We start from the raw sequence: 18756 nt of genomic DNA on the forward strand, positions 1-18756 counted from the left end.
TCCGATGACGAATCCCGCCACCGCCGATATCGTCGACCACTGGGTCGACGGCAAGCCGTGGACCGGCGAATCCGACCGCACCGCACCGGTTTTCGATCCGGCGCTCGGGGTCGCGCAGCGCAGCGTCCGGATGGCCACCGCCGAGGACGTCGGTGTCGCCGTCGCCGCCGCCGCGGCGGCGCTGCCAGGCTGGTCCGACTCTTCCGTAGCCACCCGGCACCGGTTCCTGCTGAACTTCCGCGAACTGCTCAACGCCCGCAAGGACGAACTGGCGAGCATCCTGACCGCCGAGCACGGCAAGGTGCTCGGTGACGCGGCGGGCGAGGTCGCCCGCGGGCTCGAGGTCGTCGAGTTCGCGCTGTCCATGCCGCATCTGCTCAAGGGCGAGTTCAGCCAGAACGCCTCGACCGGGATCGACGTGTACTCGGTGCGCGAACCGGTCGGCGTCGTCGGCATCATCAGCCCGTTCAACTTCCCGGCCATGGTGCCGCTGTGGTTCTTCCCGATCGCGATCGCCGCGGGAAACACGGTGGTGCTCAAGCCGAGCGAGAAGGATCCGTCGGCCGCGAACTGGCTCGCCGAACTCGCGGCCGACGCCGGGCTTCCCTCGGGCGTGCTCAATGTCGTGCACGGCGACAAGGAGGCGGTGGACGCGCTGCTCACCCACCCTCGGGTCGCGGCGATCTCGTTCGTCGGCTCCACCCCGATCGCCGACTACGTCTACCGGACCGCGTGCGCGCACGGCAAACGGGTGCAGGCGCTCGGCGGCGCCAAGAACCACATGCTCGTCCTGCCGGACGCCGACCTGGACCTGGCCGCGGACGCGGCGGTCAACGCGGGCTTCGGATCGGCGGGCGAACGGTGCATGGCGGTGAGCGTGGTGCTCGCGGTCGACACCATCGCCGACGACCTGGTGTCGCGCGTCGCATCGCGGATGACCGGCCTGCGCACCGGAGACGGCCGCCGCGGCTGCGACATGGGACCGCTGATCACCCGCGAGCACCGCGACCGTGTCGCTGGGTACCTCGATACCGCGGTCGCCGATCAGGCGCGGGTGGTGGTCGACGGCCGCGACAGCGCAATCGACGGTGACCCCAACGGCTTCTGGCTCGGACCGAGCCTGATCGACCGGGTTCCGGTGACCTCGGCGGTCTATCGCGACGAGATCTTCGGGCCCGTGCTCTCGGTGGTGCGGGTCGAAGGTTTCGAGCAGGCTGTCGAGATCGTCAACGCCTCGCCCTACGGCAACGGCGTCGCGATCTTCACCAACGACGGCGGCGCGGCGCGGCGCTTCCAGCGGCAGGTGAACGTCGGCATGATCGGCGTGAACGTACCCATCCCGGTCCCGGTGGCCTACCACAGCTTCGGCGGGTGGAAGGCGTCGCTGTTCGGCGATGCGAAAGCCTACGGCCCCAACGGATTCGCGTTCTTCACCAGGGAGAAGGCGATCACCTCCCGCTGGCTCGATCCCAGCCACGGCGGCATAGACCTCGGTTTTCCGCGGAACAGTTAGCACCACCGAAGTACGAAGGACATCCGATGACAGACACTCGGGTACGGCCGCCCGCCGGCGCGCCGGGCAGTTCCACGCTGGTCAACGACGACTTGGCGCCGACCACCAAGGAGACAGCGACCTGGCGTACCTGGGACATCTTCTGTCTCTGGATGACCTCGGCGCACAGCATCGCCAGCTACGGGTTCGCCGTCGGCATGCTCGCACTCGGCATGACCGGGTGGCAGACCATGCTCGCCCTGTTCACCGGTGTGCTCGTGCTGTGGGTGGGCAGCAATCTGGTCGGCGTCGCGGGTCAGAAGGTCGGGGTGCCGTTCCCGGTCTTCGCCCGTGCCGCGTTCGGCGTGTTCGGCGCCAACGTCCCGGCACTGCTGCGCGCGATCGTCGCGGTGTTCTGGTACGGGATCCAGACCTACCTGGCGTCGACCGCGCTGATGGTGTTGATACTCCGGGTGGCACCGGGATTGGCGTCGTGGACGGAGGCCGGTTTCCTCGGGTTGTCCACGCTGGGCTGGATCGCGTTCCTCGTGCTGTGGACGGTGCAGTTGGCGATCATCAACTACGGCATGGAAGTCGTGCGCAAGGCCTCGGACTTCGCGGGTCCCGCGGTGTGGATCGGCATGATCGCGCTGGCCATCTGGATTCTCGGAAAGGCCGAGTGGAGCATCGATTTCAACGCCCGGGCCGGTGCGCCGCTGTCGGGCGGAGCGACCGTGGCCGCGTTCGTGGGTGTCGCCTTCCTCATGGTGTCGTTCATGGCGGGTCCGCTCGTCAACTACGCCGACTTCGCGCGGTTCTCGCCGAGCAAGAAGGCGGTGCTGCGCGGCAACGCGTGGGGAATTCCGTTCAACGAGACCGCGTTCGTCGTCCTTTCCATCATCATCTCGCTGGCCACGCTGAAGGTGTACGGGAAGGTGCTGACCGACCCGGTGCAGCTGGTCGCCGACATCGACAGCGATATCGTGGTGGTCGTCGCCGCGGTGTTGTTCGCGACGGCGACCGTCGGCATCAACGTCGTCCTCAACTTCGTCTCCCCGGCCTACGACATCTCCAATGCCGCACCGAGATACATCTCGTTCCGCACCGGCGGCATCATCACCGCCGTGCTGTCCATCCTGGTGATGCCGTGGAAGCTCTGGGAGAACCAGGATTTCATCATCTACTTCCTCGGCGGCGTCGGCGCGCTGATGGGTCCGGTGTTCGGCATCCTGATCGTCGACTACTACCTGGTGCGTCGGCAGCGCACGGCGGTCGCCGAGCTGTACTCCGACACGGCGGAAGGGCGCTACTACTTCTCCCGCGGGTTCAACCCGAAAGCGTTGACGGCTCTGGGCATTTCGGGGACGGTAGCGGTGATCGTCGCACTGGCGCCGGATTCGCAGGAGGTGACGGCGCTGTCGTGGCCGGTGGGTGCGGCGCTGGGAGCGGTGCTCATGTACGCGTTCACTCGGGTCCGCCCGTCCGTGCCCGCGACCGCGGAGTGACCGGGTCCGCCGGGCGGTGGCGCGGCAAGATCGTGCCGCACCGCGCGGACGAATTCGTCACCGAGCACACGCGGTGACCGACACCGTCCGCCGGACGGCGGCGCAAGGCAGTCGGGTACCGGCGCGAGGCGGGCGGCGCGCATTCGCGGGCAATCGCCACCCTTCCGCGTTCCGAGTGGCAGCATCGATGGGACAGGTCACGAACCCTTCGGGTCGACCAACACCGGACCGCCGCGACGAGCCCGTCGCCCCGGACCAGAACCACGCGAAAGAGGTGCTCCCGTGCCGGTCGATCCCGTCAACCCGGTACCCGCCGTGCCGCCGGCCACGCGGATGGCCGCGGCGGCGGTCCGCGGCTTGCTCCGATTGCCGCATCGCACCAAGCGCGCACTCGCCGGTCCCGCGATTCACCGCGACGGCAACGAGCTCGACCTCGACGCGCAGCTGCTCCTGCGCATCACCCGCGCGCTGCCGAGGCCCGAGCCGGACCCGGTGCGGCTGCGGACCCAAGCGCGGCGGATGGCGGCGATCGGGGCGGGGCGGCGCGCTCCCGTTCGTGTCGACGACACCACCGTCGCCGGTTTCGCCGGGCCGCTGCGGGCGCGGCTCTACGATCCCGGCGCGGCGGACGCCCTGCTCGTCTACTTTCACGGCGGCGGCTGGGTCATCGGCGATCTCGACACCCACGACGGGCTGTGCCGGACGTTGGCGCACACGGCCGGGATTCGGGTCGTCGCAGTCGACTACCGGCTGGCGCCCGAGCATCCCTATCCCGCGGCCATCGACGACGCGGCGGCCGCGTTTCGCGACATCGTCGGCCGGGCGGACGAATTCGGCGTCGCACCGGAACGCGTCGGGGTGGGCGGCGACAGCGCGGGCGGGCACCTGGCGGCGGTGCTGTGCCAACGGATGCGCCGGGACGGCGGGCCCGCTCCCCTGCTCCAGCTGCTGATCTATCCGCCCACCGACTTGACCGGAAAAGCGGAGTCCCGCAAGACATTCGCGGAGGGCTTCGCGCTGACCAAGGCCGATATCGACTTCTTCGACCGCTGTTTCCTGCCACCAGACCTCGACCGCACCCAACCGGATGTGTCACCCCTGCGCGCCGAAACCACGGCCGGACTCCCCCGGGCCGTCGTGATCACGGCGGGTTTCGATCCGCTGCGCGACGAAGGCGAAGCGTACGCGCACCGTCTGCGAACCGACGGAGTGCCCGTCGTACTGCGCCGATTCGACGGCTACATGCACGGTTTCGTCAACAACGCGCTCGCCTTCGGCCCGGCGGTGCACGAGGTCGCGGCTCTGCTCGCCGACGCCCTCCCCGGGGCACGCGACATCTCGACCGACCCCGGAACGGGCGGCGGGCGAGACCGGGCGGCCATGGGTCCCTCCAGTTCGTGAACTGCCGAGAAGTCCTCTCGGCAACGAATATGCCTTTCGTGCCGGTCGTTTCGCCCGTGCGGACCCACCGCGCCGGGTTAGGGTGCGAGATAGACTCCGGCACAACGCTGTACGGGAGGTTCGGCCCTGGAAGCACTGTGGACGTTCGTCGTCGATCGGCGACATCAGCTGCTCGTCGACTCGTATCTGCATGTCTCGGCGGTGATCCAGTCGCTGCTCGTCGCGGCGGTGATCGCCGTGATCGTCGGCGTGCTCGTCTACCGCAGCCCGTTCGGTTCGGCGGCGGCGACGGCCGCGGCGAGCGCGATCCTCACGGTGCCCTCGTTCGCGCTGCTCGGCTTGCTGATCCCGGTGCTCGGGCTCGGCGTCGGTCCGACGGTCACCGCGCTCGTGCTCTACGCGCTGCTGCCCATCCTGCGCAACACCATCGTCGGCCTCGCCGCGGTGGATCCGTCGGTGGTCGACGCGGCACGCGGTGTGGGGATGAACCGGATGCGCGTTCTCGCCGCCATCGAACTCCCGCTGGCCTGGCCGTCCATCCTGACCGGGATGCGGGTCAGCACGCAGATGATCATGGGCATCCTCGCGCTCGCCGCGTACGCCAAGGGGCCCGGGCTCGGCAATCTGATCTTCTCCGGGCTGTCCCGGCTCGGCAGTCCCAATGCCGTACCGCAGGCGTTGACCGGCACGGTGCTGATCGTCGTGCTCGCGCTGCTGCTGGACGGCCTCTTCGTCCTCGTGGGACGACTGACCACCTCGAGGGGGGTTCGTGACTGACACCGAGACCGGCGCCAGCGCGGTGTCCGGCGTGCGGATCGTGCTCGACGCGGTCACCAAACAGTATCCGGGACAGCGTGATCCGGCCGTGGACGCGGTGTCCATGACCATTCCGGCCGGTGAGATCGTCGTCCTCGTCGGACCGTCGGGATGCGGCAAGACCACGACCATGCGGATGATCAACCGGCTGATCGAACCGACCTCCGGCACCATCACCATCGGCGGACGCGACGCCGCGGGGATGAATCCCGATCAGCTGCGCCGCGGCATCGGGTACTCGATCCAGCAGGCCGGGCTCTTCCCGCACATGACGGTGGCCAAGAACATCGCGACCGTCCCCGGGCTGCTCGGCTGGGACCGCGCGCGGATCGCGGCGCGAGTCGACGCGATGCTCGACCTCGTCGGCCTCGATCCGGACACCTTCCGCGGACGGTATCCGCGCCAGCTCTCCGGCGGGCAGCAGCAGCGCGTCGGGGTGGCGCGCGCACTGGCCGCCGACCCGCCGGTGCTGCTCATGGACGAACCGTTCGGCGCGGTCGACCCGATCACCCGAGGGCTGCTGCAGGACGAATTGCTGCGTCTGCAAGCGGAACTCCGCAAGACCATCGTTTTCGTGACCCACGATTTCTCCGAGGCGGTGAAGCTTGGCGACCGGATCGCGGTGCTCGGCGACCGGTCCCGGATTCTCCAGTACGACACCCCTGCCGCGATCCTCGCCGATCCCGCGGACGAGACCGTGGCGGGGTTCGTCGGCGCAGACGCCTCGCTCAAGCAGTTGACGTTGACCCGGGTCGGCGACGTGGAACTGGGCGACTGCCCGACGGCCGGGCAGGACGAACCGGTGGAGACGTTGCGCGCGGCGCTCGCGGGCCGGGAGTGGCCGTGGGCGCTGCTTCTCGACGGGCGCCGGCGGCCCGTGCGCTGGGTGTCGGCCGAGCAGCTGACGCACGCGCGGGCGCTGGGCGAGGTGGGCAGCCCGATCGGTCAGACGCTGTCGCTGCGGTCGACCCTGCAGGACGCGCTGGAGGCCCTGCTCGCCGAGCAGACCGCGACCGCGGTCGTCACCGACGCGCGCGGCGAGTACGCGGGACTGATCACGATCGACACGCTGGTCGGGCACCTGTCCGCGCTGCGGGCGCGACACGGCGGGGATCGGTCCGCGGCCGAGGCGACGCCGTGACCGCCACCGTCACCGCCGCGTCCGCCCCCGCCGCCGCACGCCGAGCCGAGCGGCTGCGACTGCTCGTGCAGCCCGCGCTGGTCCTGGTGCTGGCCGTCGGCGTGCTGGTGTGGGCGTTCCGCAGGGACCTCACCGCCACCCAGCGCGCGAGCATCAACGCGAGCAACATCGCCACCGTCACCTGGCAGCACGTACTGCTCACCGCGACAGTGGTGCTGATCGTGGTGGCGGTGGCGGTGCCGCTCGGCACGCTGCTCACCAGGCCCGGATATCGCCGTCTCGCACCGGTTTTCATCGGCATCGCCAATATCGGCGCGGCCGCGCCCGCCATCGGTCTGATCGTGCTGTGCTACCTGGTGACGCGCACCACCGGGTTCTGGATCGGGGTCGCGCCGATCGCCTTCTACACACTGCTTCCGGTGCTGCGCAATACGATACTCGGCTATCAGCAGGTGGATCGGACGCTCGTAGACGCGGGACGCGGCCAGGGCATGTCGGCGGCTACGGTCTTGCGGCGCATCGAGTTTCCACTGGCCGTGCCGTACATCCTTGCGGGACTGCGCACTTCGCTCGTGTTGGCGGTCGGCACCGTCACGCTGTCGTTCCTGGTCAGTGCGGGCGGGTTGGGGATTCTCATCGACACCGGATACAAGTTGCGCGACAACGTCACCCTGGTGGTCGGCGCGGTGCTCGCGGTGGCGTTGGCCCTGCTCGTCGACTGGCTCGGCGCGCTGGCCGAACGCTTTCTCGGACCGAGGGGCCTGCGATGAGGTGGCTGAGTGTGCTCGCGGTGGCGGTGCTGGCGCTTGCCGGGTGCGGTCTGGAGTCGGGTGGCGCCGTGCCGCTGCGCGTCGGGCCCGGCAGCATCCAGCCGGTACCGGAACTCGAGGGGGTCACGATCACCGTGGGTTCCAAGGATTTCAGCGAGCAGAACATCCTCGGCTATCTCATCGAGTTCGCCATGGTGGCGGCGGGCGCCAATGTGCGCGACCTGACCAATATCCAGGGCTCCAACAGCCTTCGGGACGCGCAATTGCACGGCCAGGTCGACGTGGCCTACGACTACACCGGCACCGGCTGGATCAATTACCTCGGCAACGAGATTCCGGTGCCGAGCGAACTCGGGCAGTTCGAGGCGGTCCGCGACGCCGACCGCGCGGAACACGGGATGGTGTGGACGGCGATGGCGCCGATGAACAACACCTACGCCCTGGTGACCAGCAGTCGCACCGCCGAGCAGACCGGCGTCCGGACGCTGTCGGACTACGCGCGGCTGATCGAGACCGACGCCGCCGCGGCCGCCACCTGCGTCGGCACCGAATTCAACGTCCGGCAGGACGGTTATCCGGGAATGGCGCGCAAATACGACATCGACGTCGGCAAGGTGCGCAAGCAGATCATGCAGGACGCCCTCGTCTACCAGGCCACCGCCGACGCTGGCCAGTGCCGCTTCGGCTCGGTCGCCGCGACCGACGGACGCATACCCGCCCTGAACCTCGTTCTCCTCCAGGATGATCGAGCGTTCTTCCCTAAGTACAACGCCGCGTTGGTGCTGCGCGCCGACTTCCACGAAGCGCATCCGCGGATCGCCGAGATCATGACTCCCATCTCCGCACTGCTCACCAACGAGGTGATCACCGAACTGAACCGCCAGGTCGACGTCGACGGCCGCGAACCCGCCGAGGTCGCGCGCGACTGGCTGGTCGAGCATGGCTTCGTCACCGCCGAGTAGCGCTGGTGCTCGAGCCGCTGCTCCTGTGCAGTCGATCGGTCGAAAACCGGTGAGTGCCGGACAGATCGGGGCTCTACGAGAGGCGGCTGATCGGCCAGTCGCCGGGTAGGTCGAGCCAGGCGGCGATCATGCGGATCGCGGTGAGCAGCGCTTGGATTTCGTCGAGACCGGAGGCTACGGCGTGGCGGCTGCCGTCGATGCGGAACGGGCACACGTAGAACTGGCTGTCGGAGGAGGAGACCGGGCGGCCGATGGTGATGGTGTGTGGGCCGTCGGCGGCGATCAAGGTGCGGATCGCGAGCAGATCGCCCAGCTCGTACTCCATTCCGGGGTCGTGGGTGATGTCGCTTCGAGTGGGTGGCGCGGGGAAGCCGAGTTCGGCGGGCCCGGCGACGGTGAATTGCGCGCCCGCCTCGTTCGCTTGCGTCAGCTGCGCGCCGATCTCCACCAGCGCGCGATACAACGCCGCCAACGCGTCCACCCCGGTGGCCCGCGACTCACCCCAGCCCTGAATTCGGAAGCCGCACACGTCACCTCCGGCGCCCGCGGCCGGGCGCGGCCTGCCGACTTCGATCAGAACCGACCGATCACCGTCTGCGACCATGCGTTTGGCAATCACCTCACCCAGGCGATCGATCACCGGTACACCTCCCGCCTTCCGGCCGATCCGCCGGACATGTTGCGCCCGTTCGTTCCACAGCGACGGTCCTCGTGATACCCGGCCACCAGCGGGATTAACCGGCCGCCGCCCTTGTGATACGGAACCAGAAGTGCCAGTCACGTTTTGGTCACGGCCAGGAGGGGTACCACAACCAGCATGACTCCGATGAACGATCGACCTGCACAGATCGTCGGCATCGAACGCGGAACCGCCGTGCTCGGCGGCATCATCGCGCTGGCTCTCGGCTGCGGAGTAGCGGTCATGACCGGGTCCCTATCCGCGGCACTCGGTTCCTTCGCGGCCGTCTGCATCGGCATGATCGTGCTGGTGCCCCCGATCGGCCGACCATCCCGCCGACCAACCAATTCCGTTCGCTTTTCCTGACTTTCACCGGCGGCGCTGCGTGCTGACGAAACCCCGCAGCGCGCACCTCCTGACGGCCCACCGCCGTCCTACCGGTCGAAGTCACGGGAACAGACCGAACCCACCACAAACCACCAGCCACCATTCGACCACCGTCGACAGAGGATTCGACGGTGGTCGAATGGTGGCCCGAGCACTCCGATTCAGCTCCCCCAACCGCCGGCCGCCGATCCGTCGGTCGGCACGCGGCCCGTCCGAGCCGAACTTCGCGTGACCCGACTCGCTCAGAACCCGCCGCGGATGAACCGATCCGGCATCGCGATCGCACCGCGCCGGTGACCGGTCAATGCCGGGAGCACGTCCCACGCCGGGGCGATGGCAAGACAGTTGTCACGTGGCGCAGCACCGCATGCGCTTGTCACAGACCCGACTGGTCATCGTCCTCGACGTCGACCGTGAGGGTACGTGCCGGGGTCAGCGGGGCGCGTAGCTGCGAGGACTCGGGTTTGGGGGTGCGTTTGGCGGGGCGTTTGCAGTTGACGAGGTTTATGTCGCCGTTGTAGTGGGCGAGGACCCGGTGGTCCATGACGGCGCGCCAGAGTGGGGGTATCGCGGCGAGGACGACCATGGTGGCGTAGCCAGCGGGTAGCTGGGGGGCCTGTTGCGAGCTGCGCAGCGTTTGATAGCGGCGGCCCGGGTTCGCGTGATGGTCGCTGTGGCGCTGCAGGTGGAACAGGAAGATGTTGGTGACGAGGCGGTCGCTGTTCCAGCTGTCGCGCGGCGAGCAGCGCACGTAGTTGCCGTTCGGACGGCGGGCGCGCAGCAGACCGTAGTGCTCGACGTAGTTCACCGTCTCCAGCAGGCAGGCGCCGATCAGCGCCTGCAGCGCAAGGAAAGGGATCACCATCGGGCCGAAGAGCACGATCATCGTCCCGAACAGCGCGATGCTCATCGCCCATGCGTGCAGCAGATGGTTCTCCAGGGTGAACCACCGTTTGCCCTTGCGGGACAGGCGTTCCCGCTCCAAGGCCAACGCCGAGCGGAACCCGCCGAACATACTGCGCGGCAGGAACTCCCACAGGGACTCGCCGAACCGGCCGCTCGCCGGGTCCTCCGGCGTCGCGACGCGCACGTGGTGGCCGCGGGTGTGCTCGACGAAGAAATGACCGTAACCGGACTGCGCGAGAGCGATTTTCGCCAGCCACCGCTCCAGGTTCTCGACCCGGTGACCGAGCTCGTGCGCGGCGTTGATGCCGATACCGGACACCACGCCGAGGGTCACGGCAAGCCCGAGCTTGTCCGCGAGGCTCAATTCCGTTCTGGACCACAGGTATCCCGCGATCATCAGTCCGATGAACTGCATCGGCAGGAAAAGGTATGTGCACCAACGATAATAACGATCGTTGGACAATGCCTCGTAGTCCTCGTCACGTGGATTGCTTCCGTCGTCACCCACCGCCCAGTCGAGCAGTGGAATGGCCACGAACACGATGATCGGACCGATCCACCAAAACAGTTCCAGCCCAGTATGAGCCACCAGTTGTGAGGGAAGTAGTGCGCACCCCGGTGCGATCAATCCGAATACCCAGAGGTACCGCTTGGGGTCGCGTGCTTGCGTATTTTTGAAGACAGTCATAGCCATCCCGCTGATCCAACAGAACAACACCCGACAGAGTGTGCCGCAGAAAACGGTTACGCTAAACTCGTCGCTCCAGGATAGCGGTTTCCCGGCAGCAATCCAGCAAACCGGAAAAATAGTCCCCTGACCGGGTGATCCCGCAACCGATATCGCGCACCGGCGATCGGTCGCGCGGACAGACTCGAGATCGGTGTACCGGACGACTTCTCGACCCGCGTACCGCGTGACGTACTGGGAAATCCCCGCATACGGCCAGCCGACCGGGAACGAGATCGGCGAACTCACCCCGAGCTCGAGCCGCTGTCCACGGCCACCGGAAGATGCGGGCGGCGCGCAATCATCGCGATATCGCAACGAAATGACGACTTTCCGTACAACGCGATAACCTCCCCCGCGCGAAATCTGGGCAACCATGCCGCGCAGCCGATTCGCGCCGCTCTCCCCCGAACACGAATGAATGCGCGGCACAAACAGGACACCGTCCGCCCCAGCGGGATACGTCCGGTGCCCGAATGTGCCGCGCATCCGCTGCTACGGCAGCGCCCCGCAGTTGGTCGGGGCCGGAGCATCCGAGAGCCGATCCATGATCCACTGCTGGGAGGCGATCAGCGCCGGGAAGAACGCGAGCACGTGGGTGCCGACAATCCCGGACATGCTGGGGATCTGACCGTTCGCCTCCAGCTGAACCGGCACGCCGCGGCCGCACCAGCCGGCCGCCATGGCGTGGATGGGCGGGAACGGCGCGCCCTCGTCGTTCACCGCCGAGGCGATGAGCACGGGCACCTGCGGGGTGAGTCCGCCGACGATCTGCTCGTCGAATACCTGCTTCAACGCCGGGTTCTGGTCGATCACGGCGGTCAGCGGCTGCCCGCTCGCGGTCCACTGGGACGTGTGCCCATGCAACTGGGCCAGACCCATGGGGACGGCGCACTTGCCGAGCGATTCGTTCAGAATCGCCTTGCCGGTGTCGTTGAGCTCGGCGTCGAGCACCGGACGGACCGACGGGTAGTTGGCGGCCATGCCGTTGAGGATCCAGGCATATGTCGGCCCCATGGCGGCCCGGCCGTCGTTGTACCCGATGAAGAACTGGTCGTCCACGACAGGGCCGCCGACGTAGGCGCCGCGGACGTTCAGCTCAGGCGCGTAGTCCGGCTGGAGTTCGGCCGCGCCCGCGGAGGCCATGCCGCCCTGGGAGTATCCGTAGAGGATGACCGGCGCGTTCGGGCCGAGACCGCTGCCCGGCAGCTGCAGCGCCGCGCGCGCGGAGTCCAGCAAGGCGTGCGCTTGCGACTTGCGGTTGAGGAAGTCGTGCACCGCGGGCGTGCCGAGGCCGTGGTAATCGGTGATCACCACCGACATGCCGCGCGACAGCAGCGTGGTGATCGCGAGCAGGTCGTACTCGAAGATCACGTCACCGGGCGGCTGGTAGGAGACGACCTGCGACAGCAGCTTCGAGGGCGCGCACTGATCGCCCTGCCCCTTGGTGCCGCCCGCGTACGCGACCAGCGGACGCTCGCCAGGACCGAGCCACGGCACCGCGGGCTCGAGATACGTGCCCACCACGGCGGTCGGCGCGTCTTGGGCATCGTTGCTGACGTACATCAGTCGGGTCGCGCGCGCCGGGACCATTCCGGGTTGTCCGGGAGCCGACAGCGCCACCACCGATGGTTCCGCGCGGAGGATATTGCCCGGTCCACCGCCGACCGGCGGCGGAACATAGAAATCGGCGACGGCTTCCGCCGCCGGATCCGTCCACGCGGGTGGTGCGGAAATCGCCCCGCCGCCGACCACGGTGAGGGTTCCCGTCAAAACTGCGGCCAAGCTGAGTATTCGACTCCTCACGATCCGATCCTTCCTTCGATTGGGAAGATCCTGGCATCTAGAATCGGATATCGAGATTATCCGTACTGCGGCCTTCAGGCAGGCACAACGCGCACCGTATTTCCGTGAAAGGCGGTTCCGAGCGCCGATTTCCCGGCACGGCGCCGACAATCCCGCCGAAATCACATGTTTCGTGGCGTCATCCGAATACCCGCCTTCCGCGCTGCTGTGAGCAGATCCGCCCAGGGCAGCGACGGCGGATTTCCACCGTCCGGCTGGGGCACGGTGGACGCATGGCTCACGACGACAAGACCCCGCTGTTCAGCTGGCGCGCCAGAGAGCAACTGCTCGGCCGCCGCATCCTGGTGCTCGACGGACCCCTCGACGACGACAACGGAACCCTGCTTGCCACACAGTTGCTGACCCTCGCCGCCGAGAACGACGAAGCGGGCATCTCGCTGTGGATCCACTCGCCGGGCGGCTCGGTTCCCGCCATGCTCGCGATCCGCGACGTCATGCGGCTCGTGCCGTGCGAGGTGTCCACGCTCGCTCTCGGATTGGCGTGCAGTGCAGGACAATTCCTGCTCTCGTCGGGCAGCCGAGGCAAGCGCTTCGCGCTGCCGCACGCCAGGATCCTGATGCACCAGGGTTCGGCGGGAATCGGGGGCACGGCCGTCGACGTGGAGGTCCAGGCCGACGACCTGCGCCACACCGTGGAAACGGTCCTCGGCCTGATCGCCGCCGACACCGGCCAGCCCTACGAACGGATCTACGAGGACTCCCTCCACGACCGGTGGTTCACCGCGGCGCAGGCCAAGGAGTACGGATTCGTCGACCACATCGTCGACAACTTCGGACAGGTCGTCCCCCAACGTCAGCGAATCGGGATCACGGCATGAGCGAACGAAGTGAGCGAATCATGTGCCAGCGTGCCGTGCACATGCCGGAGCCGAGCACCAGCGAGGCGCAGGCATGAGTACTTACACCATTCCCAATGTCATCGCCCAGCATCCGCGCGGTGGCGAGCGCATCACCGACATCTACTCGCACCTGCTCGCCGAACGCATCGTCTACCTGGGCACGCCGATCGACTCCGGCGTCGCCAACGCGCTGATCGCCCAGCTGCTGCACCTGGAATCGGAGAGTCCCGAACAGGAGATCCAGTTCTACATCAACTGCGAGGGCGGCGACCTGACCTCCATGCTCGCGATCTACGACACCATCCAGCACATCGGCGCGCCCGTGCACACCACCTGCGTCGGCCAGGCCATCGCCGTCGGCGCGGTGCTGCTCGCGGGCGGTGCGCCGGGGCGCCGTGCGATGCTCCCGCACGCCAGGGTGGTGCTGCACCAGCCCGCGGCGCGCGGCCAGGGCGCGATTCCGGACCTGATCCTGCAGGCCGACGAACTCGTGCGGATGCGGGCCGAGATCGAGTCGATCCTGGCCAGGCACACCGGGCAGTCGGTGGAGCGGCTGCGCCACGACACCGACCGGGACCGCGTCTTCACCGCGCAGGCAGCCATCGACTACGGACTCGTCGACACCGTGCTGCAGCCGCGGGGATGACCGGCTCAGGCCGCGCGGACCAGCAGGGTCGGCGCGGCCTCGGACCGCCGCTGGTAGGCGCGGTGCCGCCCGCGCAGTTCGTCGGCGACCTGCTCGGTCAGCCCGCCGAGGGTGGTGCCGAGCGCACCGGCCAACGCCGCGATCATCTCGCTGGACGGCTCCTTGCGCCCCCGCTCGATCTCCGAAAGGTACTGCGGCGAGATGCCCGCCCGGCCCGCGGTTTCCACGAGCGTCTCGCGCTGTTCCTGCCGCAGCGCGCGCAACCGTTCGCCGAGCGCCTCGCGCCACAGCGGTTCCGGAGCGGACGGCGCGGGTCGGCGAGTTCGGTCGTCGCGGCCACCGGGGATCGAGTGCAGTCTCGGATGCTCGGTCATGGGAGGAAGCGTACGTTTCGCACCACGGTGTTCGGCTAGTCATTACGCTGTGGGCGTACGGGATCGGCGCGGTAGCCGCCACCGCACCGGACCCTTGACCTCAACCCTGGTTCAGGGTGCACGCTGGGAGCATGACTCAGGCTCCGGAATTCTGGAACACCGTCTACGACAACGACACCGCCCCCTGGGTGATCGGGGAACCGCAACCGGCGATCCTCGCCCTCGAACGGGACGGCTTGATCAGCGGCCGGGTGCTCGATCCCGGCACCGGCGCGGGTGAGCACACCATCGCGCTGACGAAACTGGGCTACGACGTGCTCGGCGTGGATCTGTCACCGAGCGCGATCGCCTACGCCCGGCGCAACGCCGCGGACAAGGGTGTCCCGAATGCCCGGTTCGAGGTGGTCGACGTGCTCACGCTCGCCGATTCGGACGACGATCGGCTCGGCGTTTTCGACACCGTGGTCGACAGCGCCCTTTTCCATGTCTTCGGCACCGAACCCGACGCGCGTGCCGCCTATGTGCGCGGTTTGCACCGGGTGTGCAAGCCAGGCGGACTCGTGCACGTCCTCGCGCTGTCGGACACCGAGGAGGGTTTCGGCCCGCGCATCAGCGATTCGCTGATCCGCGAATCGTTCGCGGGCGAGGGCTGGGAACTCGAAGACCTCGTCCCCTCCACCTATCGCGGTCGGGTCACCGAAGTGGTGGCCGAGGACGCGGCCCGCCTCGACCTGCCCACCGAGGGCCCGGTCGACGTGGTCGCCTGGCTGGCGCGTATCCGGCGGATCTGAGCGGAGCCGGGCCGATGCGGTCCGCGGCCGTGGTCGCGGACCGATCCGGAGTTATCCTCGGGAAGCAGGAACCGACCCGTAGCGCCGGGTCACCAGAGCTCGCCCGGAATCGAGGCCGACGATGGCCGACATGCAGCCGACACAGCGCAGTCCGTCCTCCGGCGTCGTCGTGGACTTGAACACCGAGGGGTTCGAGGAGGCGGAGGAGATCGGGCGCGGCGGCTTCGGCGTCGTGTACCGCTGCAGGCAACCCGACCTGGACCGGATCGTGGCCGTGAAGGTGCTGACCTCGGATCTCGACGCGGAGAGCATGCAGCGGTTCATCCGGGAACAGCAGGCCATGGGACGGCTGTCCGGCCACCCGCACATCGCGGACGTCTTCCAGGTCGGCACCACCGGTGACGGGCACCCGTACCTGGTCATGCCGTACCACGCGCGTGGCTCGCTGGAGCAGCGGATCAGGAACTTCGGCCCGCTCGATTGGACCGCGACGCTACGACTCGGCGTCAAGATGGCCGGGGCGCTCGAGGCCGCGCACCGGGTCGGCACCCTGCATCGCGACGTGAAGCCCGGCAACATCCTGATCACCGACTACGGCGAGCCGCAGTTGACCGACTTCGGCATCGCGCGCATCACCGGCGGTTTTCGAACGACGACCGGAATCATCACGGGCTCACCGGCTTTCACCGCCCCGGAAGCGCTGCGCGGTGAGCCGTCGACGCCCGCCTCCGATGTGTACAGCCTCGGCGCGACGCTGTTCTGCGCGCTGACCGGCCACGTCGCGTACGAGCGCCGCACCGGCGAACAGGTACTCGCCCATTTCCTCCGGGTCGCCGCGCAGCCGGTCCCCGATCTGCGCGCGGAGGGCATGCCCGACGATGTCTGCGCCGCCATCGAGCACGCCATGGCGGGCGACCCGGCGCAGCGGCCGGAGTCGGCGCTCGCCCTCGGCGACGAATTGCGCTCGGTGCAGCAGCACCGCGGGGTGCCGGTCGACGTGATGGTGTTGCCGATCGGTCCCGGCCCGCGGAAGACGCCGCCCGCCCCGACGGTTCGCCACCGGGAACGGCCCACCGCTCCCCCGACCCCGGCGACGAAGTATCGCCCGCCGACCCCGGCCCGGACGCCGATCATCAGGAAACGCCTGCTCGATCTGCTTCGCTCGGGTTCGCGCAAGCGGTTGACGTTCATCCACGCGCCGAGCGGCTTCGGCAAGACCACGCTCGCGGCCCAATGGCGCGACGAGCTCGCGAACGCGGGCGGGCCGGTCGCCTGGCTGACCGTCGACGAGGACGACAACAACGCCGCCTGGTTCCTCGCGCACCTGGTGGAGGCCATTCGCGGCCCGCGCCCCAACCTCGCCGACGACCTCGATCGCGTGCTCGAGGCCCATCCCGACGACGCCGAGCGGTACGTGCTCACCGCGCTGATCGATGATCTGCACTCGCACGACGACCGGATCACCGTCGTGCTGGACGACTGGCAACGGGTGACCGACGAATCCTCGCTGGCGGCCATCCGTTTCCTGGTCGAGCACGGTTGCCACCACCTGCCGATCATCGTCACGAGCACGTCCCGCTCCGGAGTTCCGTTGAGCCGGCTGCGCATCGACGGTGAGCTGGAGGAAATCGATTCGGGCGCACTGCGTTTCGATGTCGACGAGGTGCGGCACTTCCTGGCGGAGGCGGGGCTGCGCTTGTCGGACGCCGATGTCGAAGCACTGACGGAGACAACGGACGGCTGGGCCGCCGCGCTGCAATTGGCGGTGTTGTCGCTGCGCGCGGGCGACGATCCGGCGCACCTCGTCGACAGCTTGTCCGCCCACGCCGATATCGCCGAGTTCCTCGCGGAGAACGTGCTGAACGCGCTGGAACCGGACCTCCTCGAATTCCTCACCAGGACTTCGATATGCGGGCGAATCTGCGGGCCGCTCGCGTCCTCGGTCACGGGCGACGAGCACGGGCGCGCACTGCTGGAGGACGTCGAGGACCGCGGGTTGTTCCTGCAACGCATCGACCCGAATCGCGAATGGTTCCGCTACCACCAGCTTTTCGCGGGATATCTGCGCCGCCGCCTGGAACGGGATCGTCCCGAGGAGATCGAAGCGCTGCACTATCGGGCGTCGGAGTGGTTCGCGCGGCACGAGCTGCTCAACGAGGCGGTCGATCACGCGCTGGCCGCCGGAAACCCGGACCGCGCCGCCGATCTCATCGAGGAAGGCGGCGGGTACCTGCTGGAGCGGTCCAAGATGACGACGCTGGTTGGCATCGTGGCCAAGCTGCCCGCACGGTCGATCCAGTCGCGGCCCCGTATCCAACTGTTCCTCGCCTGGGTGAATCTCGTCCTGCGCAGAACGGAACCCGGCGTCGCGGCGCTGGCCCGCTTCTCGGCCGCGCTCGACGAGGCCGAGTTGACAGACGACGAACGAGCGGACCTGCAGGCCGAGGCCGGAGTGCTCGCGGCCACCAGGGAGATGTTCGCCGATCGAAGCGAGGAGGGCGACCGCCTGGTCCGCGCCGTGCTGGCACGCCTGGACGACTTCTCACCGCGGGTGGCCGGAGTGGCGGTCAACATCGCCGCGATCGCCGCGATTCACCGCTTCGACTTCGACGCCGCGCGCCGCTGGCAGCAGCGGGCCGTGCCGTATCACGATGCGACGGGCCCCTTCCTCCGGGTGTACGGCCGCTGCTTCGCGGGCATCGCCGAGCGGGAGCGACTGCGGATCCCGGCGGCGGACGAGGCGTTCCGCGACGCGATGGAATTCGCGGCGACGACCATGGGCCCGCACTCGCACGCGGCGCGGCTCGCGAGCGCGCTGCTCGGCGAATTACGTTACGAGACAGGCGATGTGGACACCGCGGCGGAATTGCTTCTGGAGAGTCTCGGCTTGGCGGACGAAGGCGGCGGCGGCGTCGATTTCATGATCGCCACCTATGCGACGGGAGCGCGGGTCGAAGCCGTCCGCGGCGATCTCCGGGCGGCCGCGAAGCGGTTGGCCGACGGTATGGCGAGCGCCGAGCGGATGGCGCTGCCGCGCCTCGCGGCCCGGTTGCGCAACGAGCGAATTCGGCTGGGACTCGGCCTCACCCGCGGCGAGATCGAGCGCCTCGTCGGTCTGCGAGAACTCCGGCACGACGACGGGATCGCCACGCTCATCGCCGAGATCGACGAAGACTCGGCGGTTCGGCTGCTGCTCACGGCCTACCCGCCGGACCGGTACGACGAGGCGTGCGAGCGAGCGCGCGCCCTGCTGACGAGCATCGAGTCCGCACCTCGCCCGCTCGCGGCGGTGCGCGCCCAATTGCTGCTCGGCGCCGCGCTACGCCGCGCGGGCCGGACGGAGGAGGCGGAGCGGGAGCTGTCCGCCGCGGCGTCGAGGTGTGACGAGGCGGGGCTCGTTCGTCTGCCGATCGATGCGATGCGTGACCTGCCCGGTCCCGGCGCCCGCTGACCG

16 protein-coding genes are annotated in these 18756 nt (G+C 68.5%); 12 read left to right on the top strand and 4 right to left on the bottom strand.

The window, feature by feature from the left end:
* The first annotated feature begins 4 nt into the window (after positions 1-4).
* The 7 genes from NAM01S_RS30370 (at position 5) to NAM01S_RS30400 (ending at position 8087) form a co-directional block, all read left to right on the top strand.
* Positions 5-1513: a CoA-acylating methylmalonate-semialdehyde dehydrogenase gene (locus tag NAM01S_RS30370; protein ID WP_067791909.1), complete on the top strand. Its 1509-nt coding sequence runs from the start codon at positions 5-7 to the stop codon at positions 1511-1513.
* A 26-nt stretch (positions 1514-1539) separates the two neighbouring features.
* Complete coding sequence (locus NAM01S_RS30375) at positions 1540-2997, top strand: NCS1 family nucleobase:cation symporter-1 (RefSeq protein ID WP_067791825.1); 1458 nt, start codon at positions 1540-1542, stop codon at positions 2995-2997.
* Between the two features lie 282 nt (positions 2998-3279).
* On the top strand, positions 3280-4398 hold the full coding sequence (locus NAM01S_RS30380; protein ID WP_067791828.1) for an alpha/beta hydrolase: 1119 nt from the start codon (positions 3280-3282) through the stop codon (positions 4396-4398).
* Between the two features lie 126 nt (positions 4399-4524).
* Positions 4525-5175 carry an ABC transporter permease gene (locus NAM01S_RS30385; protein ID WP_067791829.1) on the top strand — a complete coding sequence of 217 codons (651 nt, stop codon included), beginning with the start codon at positions 4525-4527 and terminating at the stop codon, positions 5173-5175.
* Positions 5168-6355 (top strand): ABC transporter ATP-binding protein, encoded by a 1188-nt coding sequence (locus tag NAM01S_RS30390; protein ID WP_067791830.1) that lies wholly within the window; start codon positions 5168-5170, stop codon positions 6353-6355. Before NAM01S_RS30385 ends, NAM01S_RS30390 begins: the two co-directional genes overlap by 8 nt.
* Positions 6352-7125 carry an ABC transporter permease gene (locus NAM01S_RS30395; RefSeq protein ID WP_067791833.1) on the top strand — a complete coding sequence of 258 codons (774 nt, stop codon included), beginning with the start codon at positions 6352-6354 and terminating at the stop codon, positions 7123-7125. Before NAM01S_RS30390 ends, NAM01S_RS30395 begins: the two co-directional genes overlap by 4 nt.
* Positions 7122-8087 (top strand): glycine betaine ABC transporter substrate-binding protein, encoded by a 966-nt coding sequence (locus NAM01S_RS30400; protein ID WP_067791834.1) that lies wholly within the window; start codon positions 7122-7124, stop codon positions 8085-8087. Before NAM01S_RS30395 ends, NAM01S_RS30400 begins: the two co-directional genes overlap by 4 nt.
* 73 nt (positions 8088-8160) lie before the next feature.
* Here the strand turns inward: NAM01S_RS30400 and NAM01S_RS30405 are convergent, their stop codons facing one another.
* Positions 8161-8727: a DUF6968 family protein gene (locus NAM01S_RS30405; RefSeq protein ID WP_067791836.1), complete on the bottom strand. Its 567-nt coding sequence runs from the start codon at positions 8725-8727 to the stop codon at positions 8161-8163.
* Between the two features lie 186 nt (positions 8728-8913).
* On the opposite strand from NAM01S_RS30405, the gene NAM01S_RS30410 reads away from it, so the two are divergent.
* On the top strand, positions 8914-9132 hold the full coding sequence (locus NAM01S_RS30410) for a hypothetical protein (RefSeq protein ID WP_143861361.1): 219 nt from the start codon (positions 8914-8916) through the stop codon (positions 9130-9132).
* Positions 9133-9529: 397 nt separating this feature from the next.
* Here the strand turns inward: NAM01S_RS30410 and NAM01S_RS30415 are convergent, their stop codons facing one another.
* Both NAM01S_RS30415 and NAM01S_RS30420 read right to left on the bottom strand, forming a co-directional pair.
* A complete protein-coding gene (locus tag NAM01S_RS30415; RefSeq protein ID WP_157107981.1) occupies positions 9530-10753 on the bottom strand; it encodes an alkane 1-monooxygenase in 1224 nt (407 codons plus the stop codon).
* Positions 10754-11281: 528 nt separating this feature from the next.
* Positions 11282-12592 (bottom strand): lipase family protein, encoded by a 1311-nt coding sequence (locus NAM01S_RS30420; protein ID WP_157107979.1) that lies wholly within the window; start codon positions 12590-12592, stop codon positions 11282-11284.
* Positions 12593-12864: 272 nt separating this feature from the next.
* Between NAM01S_RS30420 and NAM01S_RS30425 the strand changes: the two genes are divergently transcribed.
* On the top strand, positions 12865-13470 hold the full coding sequence (locus tag NAM01S_RS30425; protein WP_067791841.1) for a ClpP family protease: 606 nt from the start codon (positions 12865-12867) through the stop codon (positions 13468-13470).
* Between the two features lie 73 nt (positions 13471-13543).
* Entirely contained in the window at positions 13544-14137 is a 594-nt protein-coding gene (locus tag NAM01S_RS30430; protein WP_067791844.1) for a ClpP family protease, read from the top strand.
* 5 nt (positions 14138-14142) lie between these two features.
* Here NAM01S_RS30430 and NAM01S_RS30435 read toward each other — a convergent pair whose 3' ends face one another.
* Positions 14143-14511, bottom strand: coding sequence for a helix-turn-helix domain-containing protein (locus tag NAM01S_RS30435; RefSeq protein ID WP_067791847.1), 369 nt, complete (start codon positions 14509-14511; stop codon positions 14143-14145).
* A gap of 131 nt (positions 14512-14642) precedes the next feature.
* Between NAM01S_RS30435 and NAM01S_RS30440 the strand changes: the two genes are divergently transcribed.
* Entirely contained in the window at positions 14643-15302 is a 660-nt protein-coding gene (locus NAM01S_RS30440; protein ID WP_067791850.1) for a class I SAM-dependent methyltransferase, read from the top strand.
* 121 nt (positions 15303-15423) lie between these two features.
* Positions 15424-18753, top strand: coding sequence for a protein kinase domain-containing protein (locus NAM01S_RS30445; protein ID WP_067791853.1), 3330 nt, complete (start codon positions 15424-15426; stop codon positions 18751-18753).
* Positions 18754-18756: the final 3 nt, after the last annotated feature.

The sequence above is a fragment of the Nocardia amikacinitolerans NBRC 108937 genome, from assembly GCF_001612615.1.
Lineage (GTDB): Bacteria > Actinomycetota > Actinomycetes > Mycobacteriales > Mycobacteriaceae > Nocardia > Nocardia amikacinitolerans.